Annotated in this window: 14 protein-coding genes and 1 tRNA gene; 11 read left to right on the plus strand and 4 right to left on the minus strand. The window is 72.2% G+C overall.

Annotation, left to right across the window (positions count from 1 at the left end; translation table 11 throughout):
* Positions 1 to 6: 6 nt before the first annotated feature.
* Positions 7 to 1,305, minus strand: coding sequence for a hypothetical protein (locus O7616_RS08625; protein ID WP_282306335.1), 1,299 nt, complete (start codon positions 1,303 to 1,305; stop codon positions 7 to 9).
* Positions 1,306 to 1,463: 158 nt separating this feature from the next.
* On the opposite strand from O7616_RS08625, the gene metG reads away from it, so the two are divergent.
* A complete protein-coding gene (gene metG / locus O7616_RS08630) occupies positions 1,464 to 3,266 on the plus strand; it encodes a methionine--tRNA ligase (protein ID WP_282306336.1) in 1,803 nt (600 codons plus the stop codon).
* Between the two features lie 43 nt (positions 3,267 to 3,309).
* Here the strand turns inward: metG and O7616_RS08635 are convergent, their stop codons facing one another.
* The gene (locus O7616_RS08635; RefSeq protein ID WP_282306337.1) at positions 3,310 to 4,557 is read right to left on the minus strand and encodes a hypothetical protein; all 1,248 of its coding nucleotides are present in this window, start codon (positions 4,555 to 4,557) and stop codon (positions 3,310 to 3,312) included.
* Between the two features lie 143 nt (positions 4,558 to 4,700).
* On the opposite strand from O7616_RS08635, the gene O7616_RS08640 reads away from it, so the two are divergent.
* From O7616_RS08640 to O7616_RS08670, 7 genes are all read left to right on the plus strand, one after another.
* The gene (locus O7616_RS08640; protein WP_282306338.1) at positions 4,701 to 5,588 is read left to right on the plus strand and encodes a TatD family hydrolase; all 888 of its coding nucleotides are present in this window, start codon (positions 4,701 to 4,703) and stop codon (positions 5,586 to 5,588) included.
* 46 nt (positions 5,589 to 5,634) lie between these two features.
* Positions 5,635 to 6,504 (plus strand): 16S rRNA (adenine(1518)-N(6)/adenine(1519)-N(6))-dimethyltransferase RsmA, encoded by an 870-nt coding sequence (gene rsmA / locus O7616_RS08645; protein ID WP_282306339.1) that lies wholly within the window; start codon positions 5,635 to 5,637, stop codon positions 6,502 to 6,504.
* A 32-nt stretch (positions 6,505 to 6,536) separates the two neighbouring features.
* Entirely contained in the window at positions 6,537 to 7,121 is a 585-nt protein-coding gene (locus tag O7616_RS08650) for a Uma2 family endonuclease (protein WP_282306340.1), read from the plus strand.
* Positions 7,118 to 8,065: a 4-(cytidine 5'-diphospho)-2-C-methyl-D-erythritol kinase gene (locus tag O7616_RS08655; RefSeq protein ID WP_282306341.1), complete on the plus strand. Its 948-nt coding sequence runs from the start codon at positions 7,118 to 7,120 to the stop codon at positions 8,063 to 8,065. Before O7616_RS08650 ends, O7616_RS08655 begins: the two co-directional genes overlap by 4 nt.
* 120 nt (positions 8,066 to 8,185) lie before the next feature.
* On the plus strand, positions 8,186 to 9,994 hold the full coding sequence (locus tag O7616_RS08660) for an ABC-F family ATP-binding cassette domain-containing protein (RefSeq protein WP_282306342.1): 1,809 nt from the start codon (positions 8,186 to 8,188) through the stop codon (positions 9,992 to 9,994).
* Between the two features lie 101 nt (positions 9,995 to 10,095).
* A complete protein-coding gene (locus O7616_RS08665; RefSeq protein ID WP_282262692.1) occupies positions 10,096 to 10,551 on the plus strand; it encodes a DUF4383 domain-containing protein in 456 nt (151 codons plus the stop codon).
* 207 nt (positions 10,552 to 10,758) lie between these two features.
* Positions 10,759 to 11,235, plus strand: coding sequence for a DUF4383 domain-containing protein (locus O7616_RS08670; RefSeq protein WP_282306344.1), 477 nt, complete (start codon positions 10,759 to 10,761; stop codon positions 11,233 to 11,235).
* A gap of 28 nt (positions 11,236 to 11,263) precedes the next feature.
* On the opposite strand, the gene O7616_RS08675 is transcribed toward O7616_RS08670, so the two are convergent.
* Together O7616_RS08675 and O7616_RS08680 are read right to left on the minus strand one after the other, a co-directional pair.
* On the minus strand, positions 11,264 to 11,965 hold the full coding sequence (locus O7616_RS08675) for a TetR/AcrR family transcriptional regulator (RefSeq protein ID WP_282306345.1): 702 nt from the start codon (positions 11,963 to 11,965) through the stop codon (positions 11,264 to 11,266).
* Positions 11,966 to 12,189: 224 nt separating this feature from the next.
* Entirely contained in the window at positions 12,190 to 13,155 is a 966-nt protein-coding gene (locus tag O7616_RS08680; RefSeq protein ID WP_282306346.1) for an acyl-CoA desaturase, read from the minus strand.
* A 316-nt stretch (positions 13,156 to 13,471) separates the two neighbouring features.
* Between O7616_RS08680 and O7616_RS08685 the strand changes: the two genes are divergently transcribed.
* From O7616_RS08685 to O7616_RS08695, 3 genes are all read left to right on the plus strand, one after another.
* A tRNA-Gln gene (locus tag O7616_RS08685) sits at positions 13,472 to 13,543 on the plus strand.
* 110 nt (positions 13,544 to 13,653) lie between these two features.
* Positions 13,654 to 15,240, plus strand: a complete 1,587-nt coding sequence (gene glmU / locus O7616_RS08690) for a bifunctional UDP-N-acetylglucosamine diphosphorylase/glucosamine-1-phosphate N-acetyltransferase GlmU (protein WP_348773858.1) — start codon at positions 13,654 to 13,656, stop codon at positions 15,238 to 15,240.
* 58 nt (positions 15,241 to 15,298) lie between these two features.
* Positions 15,299 to 16,279: a ribose-phosphate diphosphokinase gene (locus O7616_RS08695; protein WP_088986429.1), complete on the plus strand. Its 981-nt coding sequence runs from the start codon at positions 15,299 to 15,301 to the stop codon at positions 16,277 to 16,279.
* Positions 16,280 to 16,513: the final 234 nt, after the last annotated feature.

Here is a 16,513-nt window from a genome sequence, read left to right on the forward strand (position 1 = left end):
ACCCGCTCACCAGGCGGCGGCCAGGAAACCGGCTGTGATGATCACGGGGCCGGCGACGGCGGCGGCCACCGCCCAGCGGCGGTGCCGACGGCCGGGCAGCCGGGCCGACCCGGTCCACCTGACGATGCCGGCGGTGCAGCCCAGCACCACCAGCAGGCCGGGCAGCCAGCGCAGGTGCCGACCCAAGCCGGTGTCGGCGTACGCGGTCGTCGCGTCCGGGCCGGTCATTCGCGCCGACAGCGCCGTACCGGTCGCCTTCGCGGCGTCGGACACCCCGCTCACCCGTACCCCGTGCGCGATGAACCGCCCGTCCTGCGCCGTGAACGTGCCCCGGCACCGCTGGGTGAGCCCGTCGCCGGTGCAGCCGTCGATCACCACGGTGCCCGCTCGGGCGTGCCCCACCGCCAGCCAGAACGGACCGGCGCTGACCCAGGCGAAGAAGGCCGCGGCCAGGCTCAGCGCCACCAGCGTGGCGAGGCCGGGCAGCGGGTCGGGCGGCGGGGCGGCCCGGCCGGGTGTCCGGCGTCGCGACGGGCGGGAGTCCCGGTCCCGGTCCGGTTCCGGTTCCGCGCGGACCGGGGTGCCGTCCCAGTGCACCTCCTCGATCGGCGCCCAGGAGGCGACGTCGTCGTCTGGTGCGTCGCTCTCCACCCGTCGGCCCCGATGCCGGCGGCCCTGCTGTCGGACGGGCACGCGACGCGGCACCGCGTCCACCGGAGCCCCGGTGGTCGGCTCCACCTCGACGGCCTCGCTGGCGGCGGCCGCCGAGTCGACTGTCGGGCCCGGCGGGCCGGGCCGGGCCGGGCTCGGTGCTGGTGCCGCCGGCGTCGGCCGGGCCGGGGTGGGTGTCGGCGCGGTCGGCGCGGGCCGGGCGGGAGTGGCGGCGTGTCCGGACGACGCGGTCCGCTGCTGTGTCTCCGGCCGGTCGGCCCCGGTCCGGTCGGTGGGTTTCGGCCGGGGGATGGGGCTGGGCCGTGCCGTGGAACCCGGGTCGGTGCCGGGCCGTGCCGTGGAACCCGGGTCGGTGCCGGGCCGTGCCGTGGAACCCGGGTCGGTGCCGGGCCGTGCCGTGGAACCCGGGTCGGTGCCGGGCCGTGCCGTGGAACCCGGGTCGGTGCCGGGCCGTGCCGTGGAACCCGGGTCGGTGCCGGGCCGTGCCGTGGAACCCGGGTCGGTGCCGGGCACCAACCGGGGCTGGGGTGCTACCCCGGCACTTCGGGGCGGTGCCGAATCGGGGACGGGGTCGTCGACCGCCGGCCCGGTGCTACGGTCCTCGTGGTCGCGTGCCGCTCGTCTGCCAGTCACGATGTTCATTGCACACCGGTCCGGGGGTCGGAACCGGCAGCTCGGCCGCGTGTCGGCGACAAATCGGACCAATGGTCGAGGTGGTCGGCCCGGTCCGCTGGCGCGGCACCCCCCATTGGTTCGCGGGCGCCCCGGACGGGTCACTAGGCTTGCTGCTCATGAGTCACGTTCTCGCGGCAGTGGCCTGGCCGTACGCCAACGGCCCCCGCCACATCGGCCACGTCTCCGGTTTCGGCGTTCCCTCCGACGTCTTCGCCCGGTACATGCGGATGGCCGGCCACGACGTGCTCATGGTCTCCGGCACCGACGAGCACGGCACCCCCATCCAGGTGCAGGCCGACGCCGACGGGGTGACCCCGCGCGAGCTGGCCGACCGGTACAACAGGGTGATCGTCGAGGACCTGCACGGCCTGGGCCTCTCCTACGACCTGTTCACCCGCACCACCACCCGCAACCACTACGCGGTGGTGCAGGAGTTGTTCGAGGGGATGTACCGCAACGGCTACATCGTGCCGAAGACCACGATGGGGGCCATCTCCCCGTCCACCGGGCGCACCCTGCCCGACCGGTACATCGAGGGCACCTGCCCGATCTGCGGGTACGACAGCGCCCGGGGCGACCAGTGCGACAACTGCGGCAACCAGCTCGACCCGATCGACCTGATCAACCCGAAGTCGCGGATCAACGGCGAGGCGCCGAAGTTCGTCGAGACCGAGCACTTCTTCCTCGACCTGCCCGCCCTGGCCGACGTGCTGCGGCAGTGGCTGGACACCCGCGAGGGGTGGCGGCCGAACGTGCTGCGGTTCTCCCGCAACCTGCTCGACGACCTCCAGCCCCGGGCGATCACCCGGGACCTGGAGTGGGGTGTGCCCATCCCGCTGGACGGCTGGCGGGACCGGTCGGACAAGCGGATCTACGTCTGGTTCGACGCGGTGATCGGCTACCTGTCCGCCTCGATCGAGTGGGCCCGCCGCTCCGGCGACCCGGAGGCGTGGCGGAAGTTCTGGTCCGCCGACGGGCAGGGCAAAGACTCCCGGTCCTACTACTTCATGGGCAAGGACAACATCGTCTTCCACTCGGTGATCTGGCCGGCGCTGCTCTCCGGCTACTCCGGTGCGGGCTCCCGCGACGGTGAGCCGGGCGAGCTGGGTCGGCTCAACCTGCCCACCGAGGTCGTCTCCAGCGAGTACCTGACCATGGAGGGGCGCAAGTTCTCCTCGTCCCGCAAGGTCGTCATCTACGTCCGGGACTTCCTGGAGCGATACGACGCGGACGCGTTGCGCTACTTCATCGCCGCCGCCGGCCCGGAGAGCAACGACACCGACTTCACCTGGGCCGAGTTCCTCCGCCGCAACAACGACGAGTTGGTCGCCGGCTGGGGCAACCTGGTCAACCGGTGCGTCTCCATGGCGGCGAAGAACTTCGGCGCGATCCCGCCGGTCGACCTGGCCGGGCTCACCGAGGCCGACGAGGCGCTGCTCGCGGTGGCCCGGGCCGGGTTCGCCACGGTCGGTGACCTGATCGGTCGGCACCGGCAGAAGCAGGCCATCGGTGAGGCCATGAAGGTGGTCGCCGAGGCCAACAAGTACCTCTCCGAGCAGGCACCGTGGAAGCTCAAGGGCGAGGCGGACAAGCCCCGGATGGGCACCATCCTGCACGTCGCCCTCCAGGTGATCAGCGACGCCAACACGCTGCTCACCCCGTTCCTGCCGCATTCCGCGCAGCAGGTGTACGAGCTGCTCGGCGGCACCGGTGTGCACGCGCCCATGCCCGTCATCGAGCAGGTCGACGACCTGGACGGCGGGCCGGCGTACCCGGTGCTCACCGGTGACTACACGGTCGGCGCGCGCTGGGAGTCGGTGCCGATCGAGGCGGGCCGGCCGCTGGCGGCGCCGAAGCCGGTGTTCCGCAAGCTCGACCCGTCGATCGTCGACGAGGAGCTGGCCCGGCTGGCCGGATGACAGTGTGACGCGCGGCGGCAGCCGGTTCTGCCGCCGCGCGGCGTCACATCGCGTACCGGGTGTCCATCACCTGGTCGTCGGTCACCTCGGTGCCCAGCGCCCACGCCTCGTAGACGCCCCGTTCGTGGCACTGCGCGCCGGTCGTCACTACCGCCTCCGGGTTCGGGAAGCGCAGGCGTACCCGCAACCACCCGGCCTCCTCCCGCAGCACCAGGCAGGGCACGCCCCGCCACTGGGCGAACCGGACCCGGCGGGCCACCGCGTCCACCGGGTAACGGGCCGCCCGGGTCATCGCCAGCACCCGGAACCCGCCGGGCAGGTCGGCCACCGCCTCGTACTCGGTGTCGCCGTAGAGACCCACCAGCTGGGTGGAGCGCGGCGCGTCCCCGTTCGGCACGTACTCCTGGTCCGGCGAGAGACCCGGCACACCGGCCAGCAGGTGCCGCCACTGCGGGCCCACCATCCGCAGCCAACCGCGCTGCTCGGCCTGATAGGTGTAGAGCACCACCTCCACCCCCTCCGCCGGGTACGCGATCAGGGCGGCGTTCGCCGGCATCGGCAGATCGGCGAAGTCGCGGGTGATGAACTCCGGGATGAGCTGACCGTTGCTCGGCACGAAGCCCGTGCCCAGCACCGGCGCACCGAGCCGGTCCCGGGACGCCAGCGCGGTCAGACCGTGGTGCGCCTCGCCCACCGGCACGTCGTAGTCGCCCGGGTCGGACGCCCGCCACCGCAGCGCGTACGCCACCTCCGGCCCGTCCCGGCCGACGTCACCGTCGGTGCGCAGCACCGTCGTCGTCGCGGGCGTACGCAGGTGCGCCACGTCGTACTCGCGGTAGCAGAACCCGTGCGGCAGCCAGCCCCGCACGTAGCCGGCGAGCTGCTGGGCGGAGAGCACCTTCACCATCCGGGTGCCCCGCCGGACCACCGCCGACGCCCGCGCCGCCGCCAGCACCGGGTCACCCGCTGCGGCCGGCTGCTGGCTGAGCTGGTGCAGGTACGCCCAACCCCGCTCGCGGTGCGCGGGCATCATCAGCGGGTGCTCCGGCTCGTCGGCCGGCTCGCCGGCCCCGTGCACCGCGGTCACCTCGCTGACGTGCACGAACCGACGCCACGGCAGCGCGCTGCCGGGTCGGGGCGCCCACTCGAAGCCGGCCACCTCGTCGGCGCTGAACAGCTCGTACGCGGCGCCCCGGGCGATCTCCTCGGCCGGGTACACGCCGCCGCCGAACGCCACCCGCAGCCCGGTACGTTCGCCGGCGGCCCCGCCGGTCTGGGGGGTGACGCTCATGCCGCCGTCTCCCTCTCCCTCGACGAGATGCCCTGTCGACCCGGTTCGCTCGCTCCCCGGCGACGGTAGTGTCGCGCGGCGTAGTCGAGGTGAACGTCGGGTGGCGGGCAGATGGACAGGCCCGGTGTGTAAGGCTGTCGCTGATGAGCGAGCCCACTGAATCGCGCCGAGAGCGCGCCGCGCGGCGGGCCGGAGAGTTTCCGCCCGCCCCCGAGCCGCTGCCCCGGGCGGTGCTGGACAGCCACACCCACCTGGACATCACGGTCAGCGAAGCCGGTGTGCCCGGCGGCGGACCGGCCGACGATCCGGTCGCGGTGGCCATCGAGCTGGCCACCGAGGTCGGGGTGGACCGGCTGGTCCAGGTGGGCGTCGACGTCGCCTCGTCCCAGTGGGGCGCGGATACCGCCGAGCGGTATCCCGAGGTGCTGGCCACCGTCGCCCTGCACCCGAACGAGGCACCCCGGCTGAGCGACCTCGACGAGGCGCTGCGGCAGATCGAGTCGCTGGCCGCCCGCGAGCGGGTCCGGGGGATCGGCGAGACCGGGATGGACTTCTTCCGGACCGGCGACGAAGGGCGTGCCGCGCAGGAGGAGAGCTTCCGGGCGCACATCGCCATCGCCAAGCGGTACGGCAAGGCGTTGGTCATCCACGACCGGGACGCCCACGCCGACGTGCTGCGGATCCTCGACGACGAGGGCGCTCCGGACCGGGTGGTGCTGCACTGCTTCTCCGGTGACGCCGAGTTCGCCCGCGAGTGCGTCCGCCGTGGTTACCTGCTCAGCTTCGCCGGCACCGTCACCTTCGGCAGCGCCGCCGCGCTGCGTGCGGCAGCCGCGCTCACCCCCGTCGACCAGATCCTGGTGGAGACCGACGCCCCGTACCTCACCCCGACGCCGCACCGAGGGCGACCCAACGCCTCGTACCTGATCCCGCTCACCGTCCGGGCGCTCGCCCAGACCACCGGCACCGACCTGGACGAGCTGTGCGCGGCCATCTCCGCCACCGGCGACCGGGCCTTCGGCCCGTGGTGAGCCCGGCCCGACGGTCGGCACCGACCCCGTCGCTACGCTTCCCGGCATGACCGGCCTCCTCGGCCCGGCGGAGATCCGGGAACTCGCCGCCCGGCTGGGCGTCGCGCCCACCAAGAAGCTGGGCCAGAACTTCGTGCACGACCCGAACACCGTGCGCCGGATCGTCACCGCCGCCGGTCTGACCCCCGACGACGTGGCACTGGAGGTCGGTCCGGGGCTCGGCTCGCTGACCCTGGGGCTGCTGCCGGTCGCCGCGCACGTGCACGCCGTGGAGATCGACCCGGTACTGGCCGGGGCGCTGCCGGAGACCGCCGCGCGGCACGCCGCGGCGGACGCCGACCGGCTCACCGTGCACCGCGCCGACGCCCTGCGCCTCGACGCCGCCGCGGTGGCCGACCCACCGCCGACCGCGCTGGTGGCGAACCTGCCCTACAACGTCGCGGTGCCCGTGGTGCTGCACCTGCTCGCCGTGCTGCCCACCCTGCGGCACGGTCTGGTCATGGTGCAGAAGGAGGTCGCCGACCGGCTGGTCGCCGGTCCCGGCTCCAAGGTGTACGGAATCCCGTCGGTCAAACTCGCCTGGTACGCCCACGCCAAGAGCGCCGGACGGGTGCCCCCGAACGTGTTCTGGCCGGTGCCCAACGTCGACTCCGGCCTGGTCGCCTTCACCTGCCACGAACCGCCCCGATCCGACGTACCCCGGGAACGGGTGTTCGCCGTCATCGACGCGGCGTTCGCGCAGCGGCGCAAGACGCTGCGTGCCGCGCTCGCCGGTTGGGCCGGTAGCGCGGACCGGGCCGCCGCCGCGCTCACCGCGGCCGGCGTCGACCCCGGCGCTCGGGGAGAGTCCCTGACCGTCGAGCAGTTCGCCGCCATCGCCGCGTCGGCTCCGGTCGGTACGCGGGCCGCGAAGTAGGCTGACGCCGTGCCCGCCGAGGAGGTGTACGAGTGACTGCGCAGCCGATCGAGCCCACCGCCCACGGGATGTGGAGTCCGGATCCTGTCCGGCAGCGGCTGGCCAACCACACCATCGAGGACGTGCTGGCCCTGCCCGACGACGCCCCCCGCGTCGAGCTAGGTGACGGAGTGCTTGTCGTGGTCCCTTTCCCGAGCATCGGTCATCAGAACATCGGCAACCGGCTCTGGATGTGGCTGTTTCAGCACGCGCCCGCCGAGTTCGAGCCCGTCACCGCCGTCGGTGTCGCGCTCAACCACCGCAACACACTTGAGCCCGATGTGCTGCTGCTGAGTCGGCCGGTCGTCGTCGAGAATCACTACGTCAACGCCGAGCAGGTCGTGCTCGCCGTCGAGGTCGTGTCGCCCGGCACCCGACGCCGGGATCGGTTGGAGAAGCCTGCCGACTACGCGGACGCCGGCGTTCCGCACTACTGGCGGATCGAGCAGAATCCGGTGCACGTGTACGCGTACGACCTGGTCGACGGCCGGTACGAGCTGGCCGCCGACTCCGCCGAGGAGCTGATCGTGGCCAAGCCGTTCGACATCCGCCTGCGCGTGCGGGACATCACCCCGTGACCGAGGCCTGGCGACCGGACGACGACGAGCCACGTGGGGCCGTCGGCCCGGTGCGGGTCCGGGTGCCCGCCAAGGTCAATCTGCACCTCGGGGTGGGCCCGCTGCGCCGGGACGGCTACCACGAGCTGAACACGGTCTACCACGCCATCTCGATCTACGACGAGCTGACGGCCCGTCGGGGCGACACGCTCGCCCTGACCATGGAGGGCGAGGGCACCGGCGAGTTGGCCCTGGACGACTCCAACCTGGTGATCCGCGCGGCGCACGCCCTCGCCGGGTACGCGGGCGTGCTGCCGCACGCCCGGCTGCACCTGCGCAAGCAGATCCCGCTCGCCGGCGGGCTGGCCGGTGGTAGCGCCGACGCGGCCGCCGCGCTGGTGGCCTGCGACGCCCTGTGGGGCACCGGGTTGTCCCGCGACGAGCTGGCCGGGATCGCCGCCGACCTCGGCTCCGACGTGCCGTTTTTGATCTACGGTGGCACCGCGCTGGGCACCGGCCGGGGTGAGGCGATCAGCCCGGTGCTGGTCCGCCCGACCACCTGGCACTGGGTGGTGGCGATCGCCGACGGCGGCCTCTCCACCCCGGTCGCCTACCGCGAGCTGGACCGGCTGCGCGACTCCGGTGCCGCCGGTGCCCCGCTGGGCCCCACCGACGAGCTGCTGGCCGCCCTGCGCCAGCGCGACCCGCGGGTGCTCGCCCGGACCCTCGGCAACGACCTGCAGGACGCCGCGCTGGCCATGCGCCCGGCGCTGGCCGACACCCTGAAGGTCGGCGAGGAGGCGGGCGCGCTCACCGGTATCGTCTCCGGCTCCGGCCCGACCTGTGTGTTCCTGGCCGCCGACGCGGCCGACGCGGAGCGGATCGCCGCCGAGCTGACCGCCGCGGACGTGTGCCGGGAGGCGCGGGTCGCGCACGGGCCGGTCGCCGGCGCCCGCGTCGGCTGACGGCACGTCCGACCGGTCCCACGGGCGCGCGGCGCGGTCGCCCGGGGTGTCCGCGTACCCTTGGGGCAGGCGTCCAGGTGCCCGCCGGCACCCGGACGCCTTGATCATGAAGGGTGGATCGTGGCGAACATCGTCAATCTGGACCGGGTGTCCAAGGGGTACGGCGCGGCTGGGCGGCTGCTCACGGACGTCTCGCTCGGCCTGGACGACGCCGACCGGATCGGCGTGGTCGGCCTCAACGGCGCCGGCAAGTCCACCCTGCTGCGGCTGCTCACCAAGCAGGAGGGCCCCGACGAGGGCCGGGTGACCCACCGTCGCGACCTGCGCGTGCTGTGGCTGCCGCAGCAGCTCACGCTCGCCGCCGACGCCACCGTCCGGGACGTGGTGCTGGGCACCGCCTGGCTCGACGAGGGCATGGGCGCCGAGCACGAGTGGGCCGGTGACGCCGGGGTGCGGGCCATCCTCGACGGTCTCGGCATGCCGCACCTGGGCCTCGACCAGCCGGTCGGCCCGATGTCCGGTGGCGAACGACGCCGGGTGGCGCTCGCCGCGCTGCTCGTGCGCGACTCCGACCTGCTCATCCTCGACGAGCCCACCAACCACCTCGACGTCGGCGGCGTCGACTGGCTGGCCCGGCACCTGGTCGGCCGCAAGGGCGCCCTGGTGGTGGTCACCCACGACCGGTGGTTCCTCGACGCGGTCTGCACCACCACCTGGGAGGTCGCGGACCAGACCGTCCGCGCCTACGAGGGCGGCTTCGCCGCCTGGACCCTGGCCCGCGCCGAGCGTGAGCGCGTCGCCGCCGCGACCGAGGCCCGCCGGCAGAACCTGCTCCGCAAGGAGATCGCCTGGCTGCGCCGTGGCCCTCCGGCCCGGACGTCCAAGCCCCAGTTCCGGATCGACGCCGCGAACGCGTTGATCGCCGACGTGCCACCGGCGCGGGACACCATGTCGCTGCAACGCATGGCCGTGTCCCGGCTCGGCAAGCAGGTGTACGAGCTGGAGAACGTCGAGCTGCACGCCGGCCCGAAGGAGATCCTGCGCGACGTCACCTGGCTGGTCGGCCCCGGCGACCGGATCGCCATCCTCGGCGCGAACGGCGCCGGCAAGACCACGTTGCTGCGGATGCTCGCCGGCATCACCCGCCCCGACGGTGGTCGCCTCGGCACCGGGTCCACGGTGCGGCCCGCGTTCCTGTCCCAGGAGCTCGCCGAGCTGCCCGGGCACCTGCGGGTGCTCGAAGCCGTCGAGGAGGTCGCCCGCCGGGTCCAGCTCGGCGACCGCGAGGTGTCCGCGTCCCAGCTCGCCGAGGTGTTCGGCTTCGACGACCGCCGGCTCTGGACGCCGGTCGGCGACCTCTCCGGTGGGGAGCGTCGTCGGTTGCAGATGCTGCGGCTGCTGGCCGGTGAGCCCAACGTCCTGCTGTTCGACGAGCCCACCAACGACCTGGACACCGACACCCTCGCCGCGTTGGAGGACCTGCTCGACTCGTGGCCCGGCACGATCATCGTGGCGAGCCACGACCGCTACCTGATCGAGCGGGTCACCGACACCGCGTACGGGATGTTCGGTGACGGCCGACTGGTGCACCTGCCGGGCGGCGTGGACGAGTACCTGGCGCGGACGGCGGAGCGGGCCGGCGCCACCCGACCCGGCGCCACCCCGACCGCCGCCGCGCCCACCGCGCCGACCGCGAGCGGCATGTCCGCCGCCGAGGTCCGCCAGGCCCGCAAGGAACTCACCCGACTGGAACGGCAGCTCGGCAAACTCGACCAGCGCGAGACCACGTTGCTCGACCAGTTGGCGGCAGACGCCACCGACTACGCCCGGGTCGCCGAGTTGGACGCCCAGCTCAAGGATCTGCGCGCCGAGCGGGAGCGGATCGAGGAGAGCTGGATGACCCTCGCCGAGGACCTGCCGGAGAGCTGAGCGTTCCGGGCGCGCCGGTCCGGGACCGTGTGCGGCGTCACACCGCCACATGCGAGACAATCGTCGGCGACACCTCACCCCACGGCGTTGGAGACACAGACATGGCCCACACCCCCGTCAACCACCCCGCGCGGCCGATCTACCGGGCGATCGGCGGGCTGACCGGTCTGTACCTGGTGGTCTTCGGTGTGCTCGGCATCGTCGAGAGCACCGGCAACGAGATCCTCGCCCAGGACAGCACCCGGGTCCTCGGCCAGGGCACCAACCTCGGCTTCTCGCTGCTCAGCGTGCTGCTCGGGGTCGTCGTGCTGGTCGGCACCGCGCTCGGCCGCAACATCGACGTGGCGATCAACCAGTGGCTGGCGTACACCCTGATGGTGATCGGCCTGGGTGCCCTCGCGTTCATCCGGACCGACGCCAACATCTTCAACTTCAGCATCACCACCGTGATCGTCGTGCTGACGGCCTCCCTGGTGCTGCTCATGGTCGGCATGTACGGCAAGGTCGGCACGGACGAGGAGGCGGAGGCGTTCCAGAAGGCTCGTCTCGTGCTCTGATCATCTTTCTTTGGTCGCTGTCGGGGTTTTCGCCGGAGCCCGAGCTGCTCCGGGCGGTCAGGCTTGATCCCTGCGCAGCTCGGGCTCCGGCGAAAACCTGACTCGGTCCAGCCTCCGGCGGACCGCGCGACCCTCGGTGTTTTGCCTGACATGCCCGTTTTCCTGGGCGACAATTCCCCTGAACAGTCACATCAGGGGGGCTCGGGTATGCCGCATTTTCCGGTCAACCATCCGGCACGGCCGCTCTACCGGGTCCTCTCCGGTCTGGTCGGCGTCTACATCCTGGTCTTCGGCGTCTGGGGCGTCGCCGAGACGATCGGTGACCCGCTCTTCGCCCGGAGCAGCACCTGGGCCCTCGGACTACGGACCAACCTGGCCTTCTCGCTCGCCTCGGTGGTCTTCGGAATCGTCCTGATCATCGGGGCGTCGCGGCGGAGCAACCTCGGCCACTACATGAACCTCACCGCCGGTGTGGTGTTCCTGGTGACCAGCATCGTGATGATGTCCGTGCTGCAGACCGACGCGAACTTCCTCAACTTCTCGATGTCGACAGTGATCGTGTCGATGCTGTTCGGCCTGATCCTGTTCGGCACCGGCCTGTACGACAAGGTCGGCCCGGCCGAGCACGCGGAGGCGGAGCTGGAGCGCCGTAAGCACCCGGTGGCCGACGCGCACCGCCGCTGAGCGGGTCGGCGGCCGTGCGGCACGCGGGTCAGCGGCGGCGGGCCGTGATCAGCGTCGGCTTCGCCTCCAGGTGCGACAGCCCGTTCCAGGCCAGGTTGACGAGGTGCGCCGCCACCGTCTCCTTGCGTGGCTTGCGCACCTCCAGCCACCAGCGCCCGGTCAGCGCCACCATGCCGACCAGCGCCTGCGAGTACAGCTCGGCGAGCTTCGGGTCGTACCCGCGGCTCTTGAACTCGGCGCCCAGGATGTGCTCGACCTGGTGCGCCACGTCGTTCATCACGCTGCTGAAGTTGGCCGTGCCGGACATCAGCGGCGACTCGCGGACCAACACCCGGAAGCCGCTGGTCTCCTCCTCGATGTAGCCCAGCAGGGCCAGCGCCGCCTGCTCCAGCAGCTCCCGCGGGTGCCCGGCGGTCAACGCCGTGGTGATCCGGTCCAGTAGGGCCCGGACCTCCCGGTCGACCACCACCGCGTACAGGCCCTCCTTGCCGCCGAAGTGCTCGTAGACCACCGGCTTGGAGACCTTGGCGCGGGCGGCCACCTCCTCGATCGAGGTGGCGTCGAAGCCGCGTTCGGCGAAGAGTTGCCGGCCGGTCGCGATCAGCTGCTCCCGTCGCTGGGCCGCCGACATGCGGACCCGGGAGGTGGGTTTGGCCTTGGGTGCCGCGGTCGGGGCCGGCGGAGTCACCCGTCGGCCCCCGACACCATCGCCGTCATTGGTCTCGGGCATGTCGCCGCCTCGCTGGCGCTCGGTGACGCCCTGCCGTGGGATGGTGCCTCCGCTGTGCCCGTTCACGTCGTCGCCTCACTGTCGGGCGGTCGGGACCGCCCCGCCGCGCCGTCCGACCGATCCGGACCGACCGTGGCTCCCCGTCCGCCGAGCCGTCCGGTCCCCCCGCGTGGCTCGGTCATCTGGCCATCCTGCCAGGCGGCATCCCGGCGCACCGCCCGGTTTTACCGGGGTGCGACGGGCTTCACCAGCTTCGCGGCGAGGCGTTCCGGCTTCGGCCAGCGCACCTGCGTCGCGGCGCCGACCTTCTCGAACAGCCAGATCACCCGGGCGGAGATGTCGATCTGGCCACGCAGGACGCCGTGTCGGGCGCTGGTCGGGTCGGCGTGGTGCAGGTTGTGCCAGCTCTCGCCGAACGACAGGATCGCCAGCGGCCAGAAGTTCGACGCGCGGTCGCCCTGACGCATCGCGAAGGGCCGTTCACCGTAGACGTGGCACACCGAGTTGATCGCCCAGGTCACGTGGTGCAGCAGGCCGATCCGGACCAGCCCGGCCCAGAAGAACGCGGTCAGCGCGCCCTGCCACGACCAGGTCACCAGGCCGCCGATCAGCGCCGGGCCGAGCAGCGAGACGGCCACCAGCACCGGGAAGAGACGGTCGACCCGGCTGATGTCGCGGTCGGCGATGAGGTCCGGCGCGAAACGCTCGCGGTTGGACAGTTCGCGGCGGAACAGCCAGCCCACGTGTGCGTGGAACAGGCCGCGGGTCAACGCCCAGAAGCTGGTGCCGAACCGCCACGGCGAGTGCGGGTCGCCCTCCAGGTCGGAGAACGCGTGGTGCCGGCGGTGGTCGGCGACCCACTGGATGATCTCGCCCTGGACCGCCAGCGAACCCGCGACCGCGAGCGTCACCCGCAGCCACCGCTTGGCCTTGAACGACCCGTGGGTGAAGTAGCGGTGGAAGCCGACCGTGATGCCGAGCCCGGAGACGACGTACCAGACCGTGCCGATGATCACGTCGGTCCAGCCGAGCCAACCACCCCAGGCGACGGGCACGGCGACCAGCAGGGCGACGAAGGGGATCACGACGAAGGCCCAGAGGGCCGCCAGGATGCCGGGGGACTGGCTGCCGTCGGTGAGGGGTTTGGGGCCGGGCGCGGCGGTGTTGGGATCGAGCAGAGCGGTGGACATGGGACCTCGCAGGGGGATGGTGACGAGCACGAAGTTACGCCTACGTCACCGTAACTTACGGCACCGTAGATCGCACGGGGAAGTTTCGAATCGCCCTCGGATGCTCGCGCGTACCAGCAGGTCAAGGCCGTGTCAGCGGCGGCGGGCCCGGTGCCCGGACGGGCGGTGGGAGTACCGGGCAGGGCTGCGCCGGCGGCGTCCCGGAGAGCGCCCCGACGGTGTGGGGTGGAATGAGCGCTGGCGTCCGACGGTGGGGACGCTAAGGTGTAGCCGGCGGGATGTTCATCCCCCTGGTGCGAGGCGCTCGCATCGTTGATCGGCCGTGGTGTAACTGGCAACACCCGGGTCTTTGGTACCCGTATTTCAGGTTCGAACCCTGGCGGCCGAGCTGTCCACCTGCGCCCGTTTTAGGGTCTGGTGGGGGTAAGAGGAAGACGCGCGAGGCCCCGCGGCTAGCATGGCCGCGAGAGTGTCCGCCGTCCCGACGGGAGCCACGTCGTGCCCCAGTCCCACCTCCGTACCGTCGTCGTTCTCGCCGCCGGTGAGGGCAAGCGGATGAAGTCGACACTGCCCAAGGTGCTGCACCCGCTGCTCGGTCGGACGCTGCTCGGTCACGTGCTGAGCGCTGCCGCGCCACTGGCCGCGGACCGCACCGTCGTCGTGGTGGGGCACGGCGCCGACCAGGTCCGGGAGCACCTGACCGCTGTCGCGCCGGACGCCACGCCGGTGCTCCAGGCCGAACAGCTCGGCACCGGGCACGCCGTACGAATCGCGCTGGACGCCGTCCCCGACGGGCCCGGCACCGTCGTGGTGATCAACGGGGACGTGCCGCTGCTGCGGCCCGAGACGGTGGGCGCGCTGGTGACCGCCCACGAGGAGGCCGCCGCCGCGGCCACCGTGCTGGCCGCGGAGGTGCCCGATCCGACCGGGCTCGGCCGGATCGTCCGGGACGCCGACGGCCGCCTGGAGCAGATCGTCGAGGAGCGCGACGCCGACGCGACGCAGCGAGCGATCCGGGAGATCAACGCCGGCATCTACGCGTTCGACGCGGTGCGGCTGCGTGACGCGCTGGGCAAGCTCTCCACCGACAACGACCAGGGCGAGGAGTACCTGACCGACGTCTTCGGCCTGCTCCGTTCGGCCGGCGAGCCGGTCGCGGTGCACGTGGCCGTCGACCACGTCGAGACGTTGGGCTGCAACGACCGGGTGGAGCTGGCGACGCTGCGCCGGCTGCTGCGCGACCGGGTCAACGAGGCGTGGATGCGCACCGGGGTGAGCCTGCTCGACCCGGCGACCACCTGGATCGACGTGACGGTGGCCCTGGACCGCGACGCCGTGGTCGACCAGAACACCCAACTCCGCGGTGCCACGGTGGTCGGCTCGGGCGCGTTGATCGGGCCGGACGTCACGCTCGTCGACACGGTGGTGGGTCCCCAGGCGTCGGTCGTCCGCAGCCACGCGGTCGGCGCCGAGGTGGGCGCGGGGGCCAGCGTCGGGCCCTACGCGTACCTGCGGCCGGCCGCCCGGTTGGCCGACAAGGCGAAGGTCGGCACGTTCGTCGAGGTCAAGAACACGCAGATCGGCGCGGGCTCGAAGGTGCCGCACCTGACGTACGTGGGTGACGCGACGATCGGCGAGCACACCAACATCGGCGCCGCGTCGGTGTTCGTGAACTACGACGGGGTCAACAAGCACCACACGGTGATCGGCAGTCACGCGCGCACCGGCGCGGACAACATGTTCGTGGCGCCGGTCGAGGTGGGCGACGGGGCGTACACGGCCGCCGGTTCGGTGATCGTCGACGACGTGCCGGCGGGTGCGATGGGTGTCGCCCGCGCGCGTCAGCGCAACATCGAGGGTTGGGTGGTGAAGCGCCGCGCCGGCACGGCGGCCGCCGAGGCGGCACAGCGGGCCAGCGACGCGAAGGGCGCGCAGCGTTCCGGGGACGCGAAGGGCGCGCAGCGTTCCGGGGACGCGAAGGGTGCGTCGCAGACGCCGGGCGCCGCAAGCGACAGTGAGGCAATCCACGAGGTGACCGAGACGGTGGGCGGCGCGAGCGGCCCGGGAGATACTGCAACCGAATAGTCCCTGACCCACCACCACCGGGTCGGGTACCGCCGACATAACGGGAGCAGACGGGCCCATGGGCAGCATCGTCGCCGAAAACCGCAAAAGCCTGATGCTCTTTTCCGGACGTGGCTTTCCGGAGTTGGCCAAGGAGATCGGCGAGGTGCTCGGCGTGGCGCCGACCCCGGCCGACGCGTACGAGTTCGCCAACGGCGAGATCTTCGTACGGTTCAAGGACTCGGTACGTGGTTCGGACGCCTTCGTGGTGCAGTCCGTCACGCACGGGGTGAACACCTGGGTCATGGAGACCCTGATCATGGTCGACGCGCTGAAGCGGGGGTCGGCCAAGCGGATCACCGTGGTGCTGCCGTTCTACCCGTACGCGCGGCAGGACAAGAAGCACCGCGGTCGGGAGCCGATCTCGGCCCGCCTGGTGGCGGACCTGTTGAAGACCGCCGGAGCCAACCGCATCCTCACCGTCGACCTGCACACCGCGCAGATCCAGGGCTTCTTCGACGGCCCGGTGGACCACCTCTTCGCGATGGACATCCTGGCCGAGTACGTCGAGCACAAGTACGCCGGCCGACCGATGACAGTGGTGGCGCCGGACTCGGGCCGGGTACGGGTGGCCGAGCGGTGGACCGACCGGCTCGGCGGCTGCCCGCTGGCGTTCATCCACAAGACCCGGGACCCGTTGAAGCCCAACCAGGTCGTGGCGAACCGGGTCGTCGGCGAGGTCGAGGGTCGGGTCTGCCTGATCGTCGACGACATGATCGACACCGGCGGCACGATCGCCAAGGCCGCCGACATCCTCAAGGAGCAGGGTGCGGCGGAGATCGTGGTCGCGTCCACCCACGCGCTGCTGTCCGACCCGGCCACCGAGCGGCTGAAGAACAGCTCGATCAGCGAGATCGTGGTGACGAACACGCTGCCGCTTCCGCCGGAGAAGCAACTGGACAAACTCACCGTGCTGTCGATCGCGCCGCTGCTCGCGCGGGCGATCCGGGAGGTCTTCGACGACGGTTCGGTGACCACCCTCTTCGGCGGCCTGAGCTGATCTCCAGCCCCGTTTCCGCGACTCGGCGTTCCGGCGGGGCGGGGGCTGTCAAACTGGTGGAAACGGGGCCGGCGCGGCGGTGGGAACACCACCGACGCGCCGGTCTGGAGCCGTGAACGGGGACTGCCGGAAACCCTGGAAACAGCTCGGGTAGACTGGTGCGGTTGCCACGGCGAGGGTGCCCGGCGGGCCGCTGAAAAGCGCCGCACGGAGGCACCGTCATCGACGCGGTGC

The sequence above is a fragment of the Micromonospora sp. WMMD964 genome (assembly GCF_029581455.1).
Taxonomy (GTDB): Bacteria; Actinomycetota; Actinomycetes; order Mycobacteriales; family Micromonosporaceae; genus Micromonospora.

Excerpts from the sequence above, each read along its gene's own strand:
- metG (WP_282306336.1), top strand. The coding sequence starts at position 1,464 with ATGAGTCACGTTCTCGCGGCAGTGGCCTGGCCGTACGCCAACGGCCCC.
- O7616_RS08635 (WP_282306337.1), bottom strand. The coding sequence starts at position 4,557 with ATGAGCGTCACCCCCCAGACCGGCGGGGCCGCCGGCGAACGTACCGGG.
- O7616_RS08640 (WP_282306338.1), top strand. The coding sequence starts at position 4,701 with ATGAGCGAGCCCACTGAATCGCGCCGAGAGCGCGCCGCGCGGCGGGCC.
- rsmA (WP_282306339.1), top strand. The coding sequence starts at position 5,635 with ATGACCGGCCTCCTCGGCCCGGCGGAGATCCGGGAACTCGCCGCCCGG.
- O7616_RS08665 (WP_282262692.1), top strand. The coding sequence starts at position 10,096 with ATGGCCCACACCCCCGTCAACCACCCCGCGCGGCCGATCTACCGGGCG.
- O7616_RS08670 (WP_282306344.1), top strand. The coding sequence starts at position 10,759 with ATGCCGCATTTTCCGGTCAACCATCCGGCACGGCCGCTCTACCGGGTC.
- O7616_RS08675 (WP_282306345.1), bottom strand. The coding sequence starts at position 11,965 with ATGCCCGAGACCAATGACGGCGATGGTGTCGGGGGCCGACGGGTGACT.
- O7616_RS08680 (WP_282306346.1), bottom strand. The coding sequence starts at position 13,155 with ATGTCCACCGCTCTGCTCGATCCCAACACCGCCGCGCCCGGCCCCAAA.
- O7616_RS08695 (WP_088986429.1), top strand. The coding sequence starts at position 15,299 with ATGGGCAGCATCGTCGCCGAAAACCGCAAAAGCCTGATGCTCTTTTCC.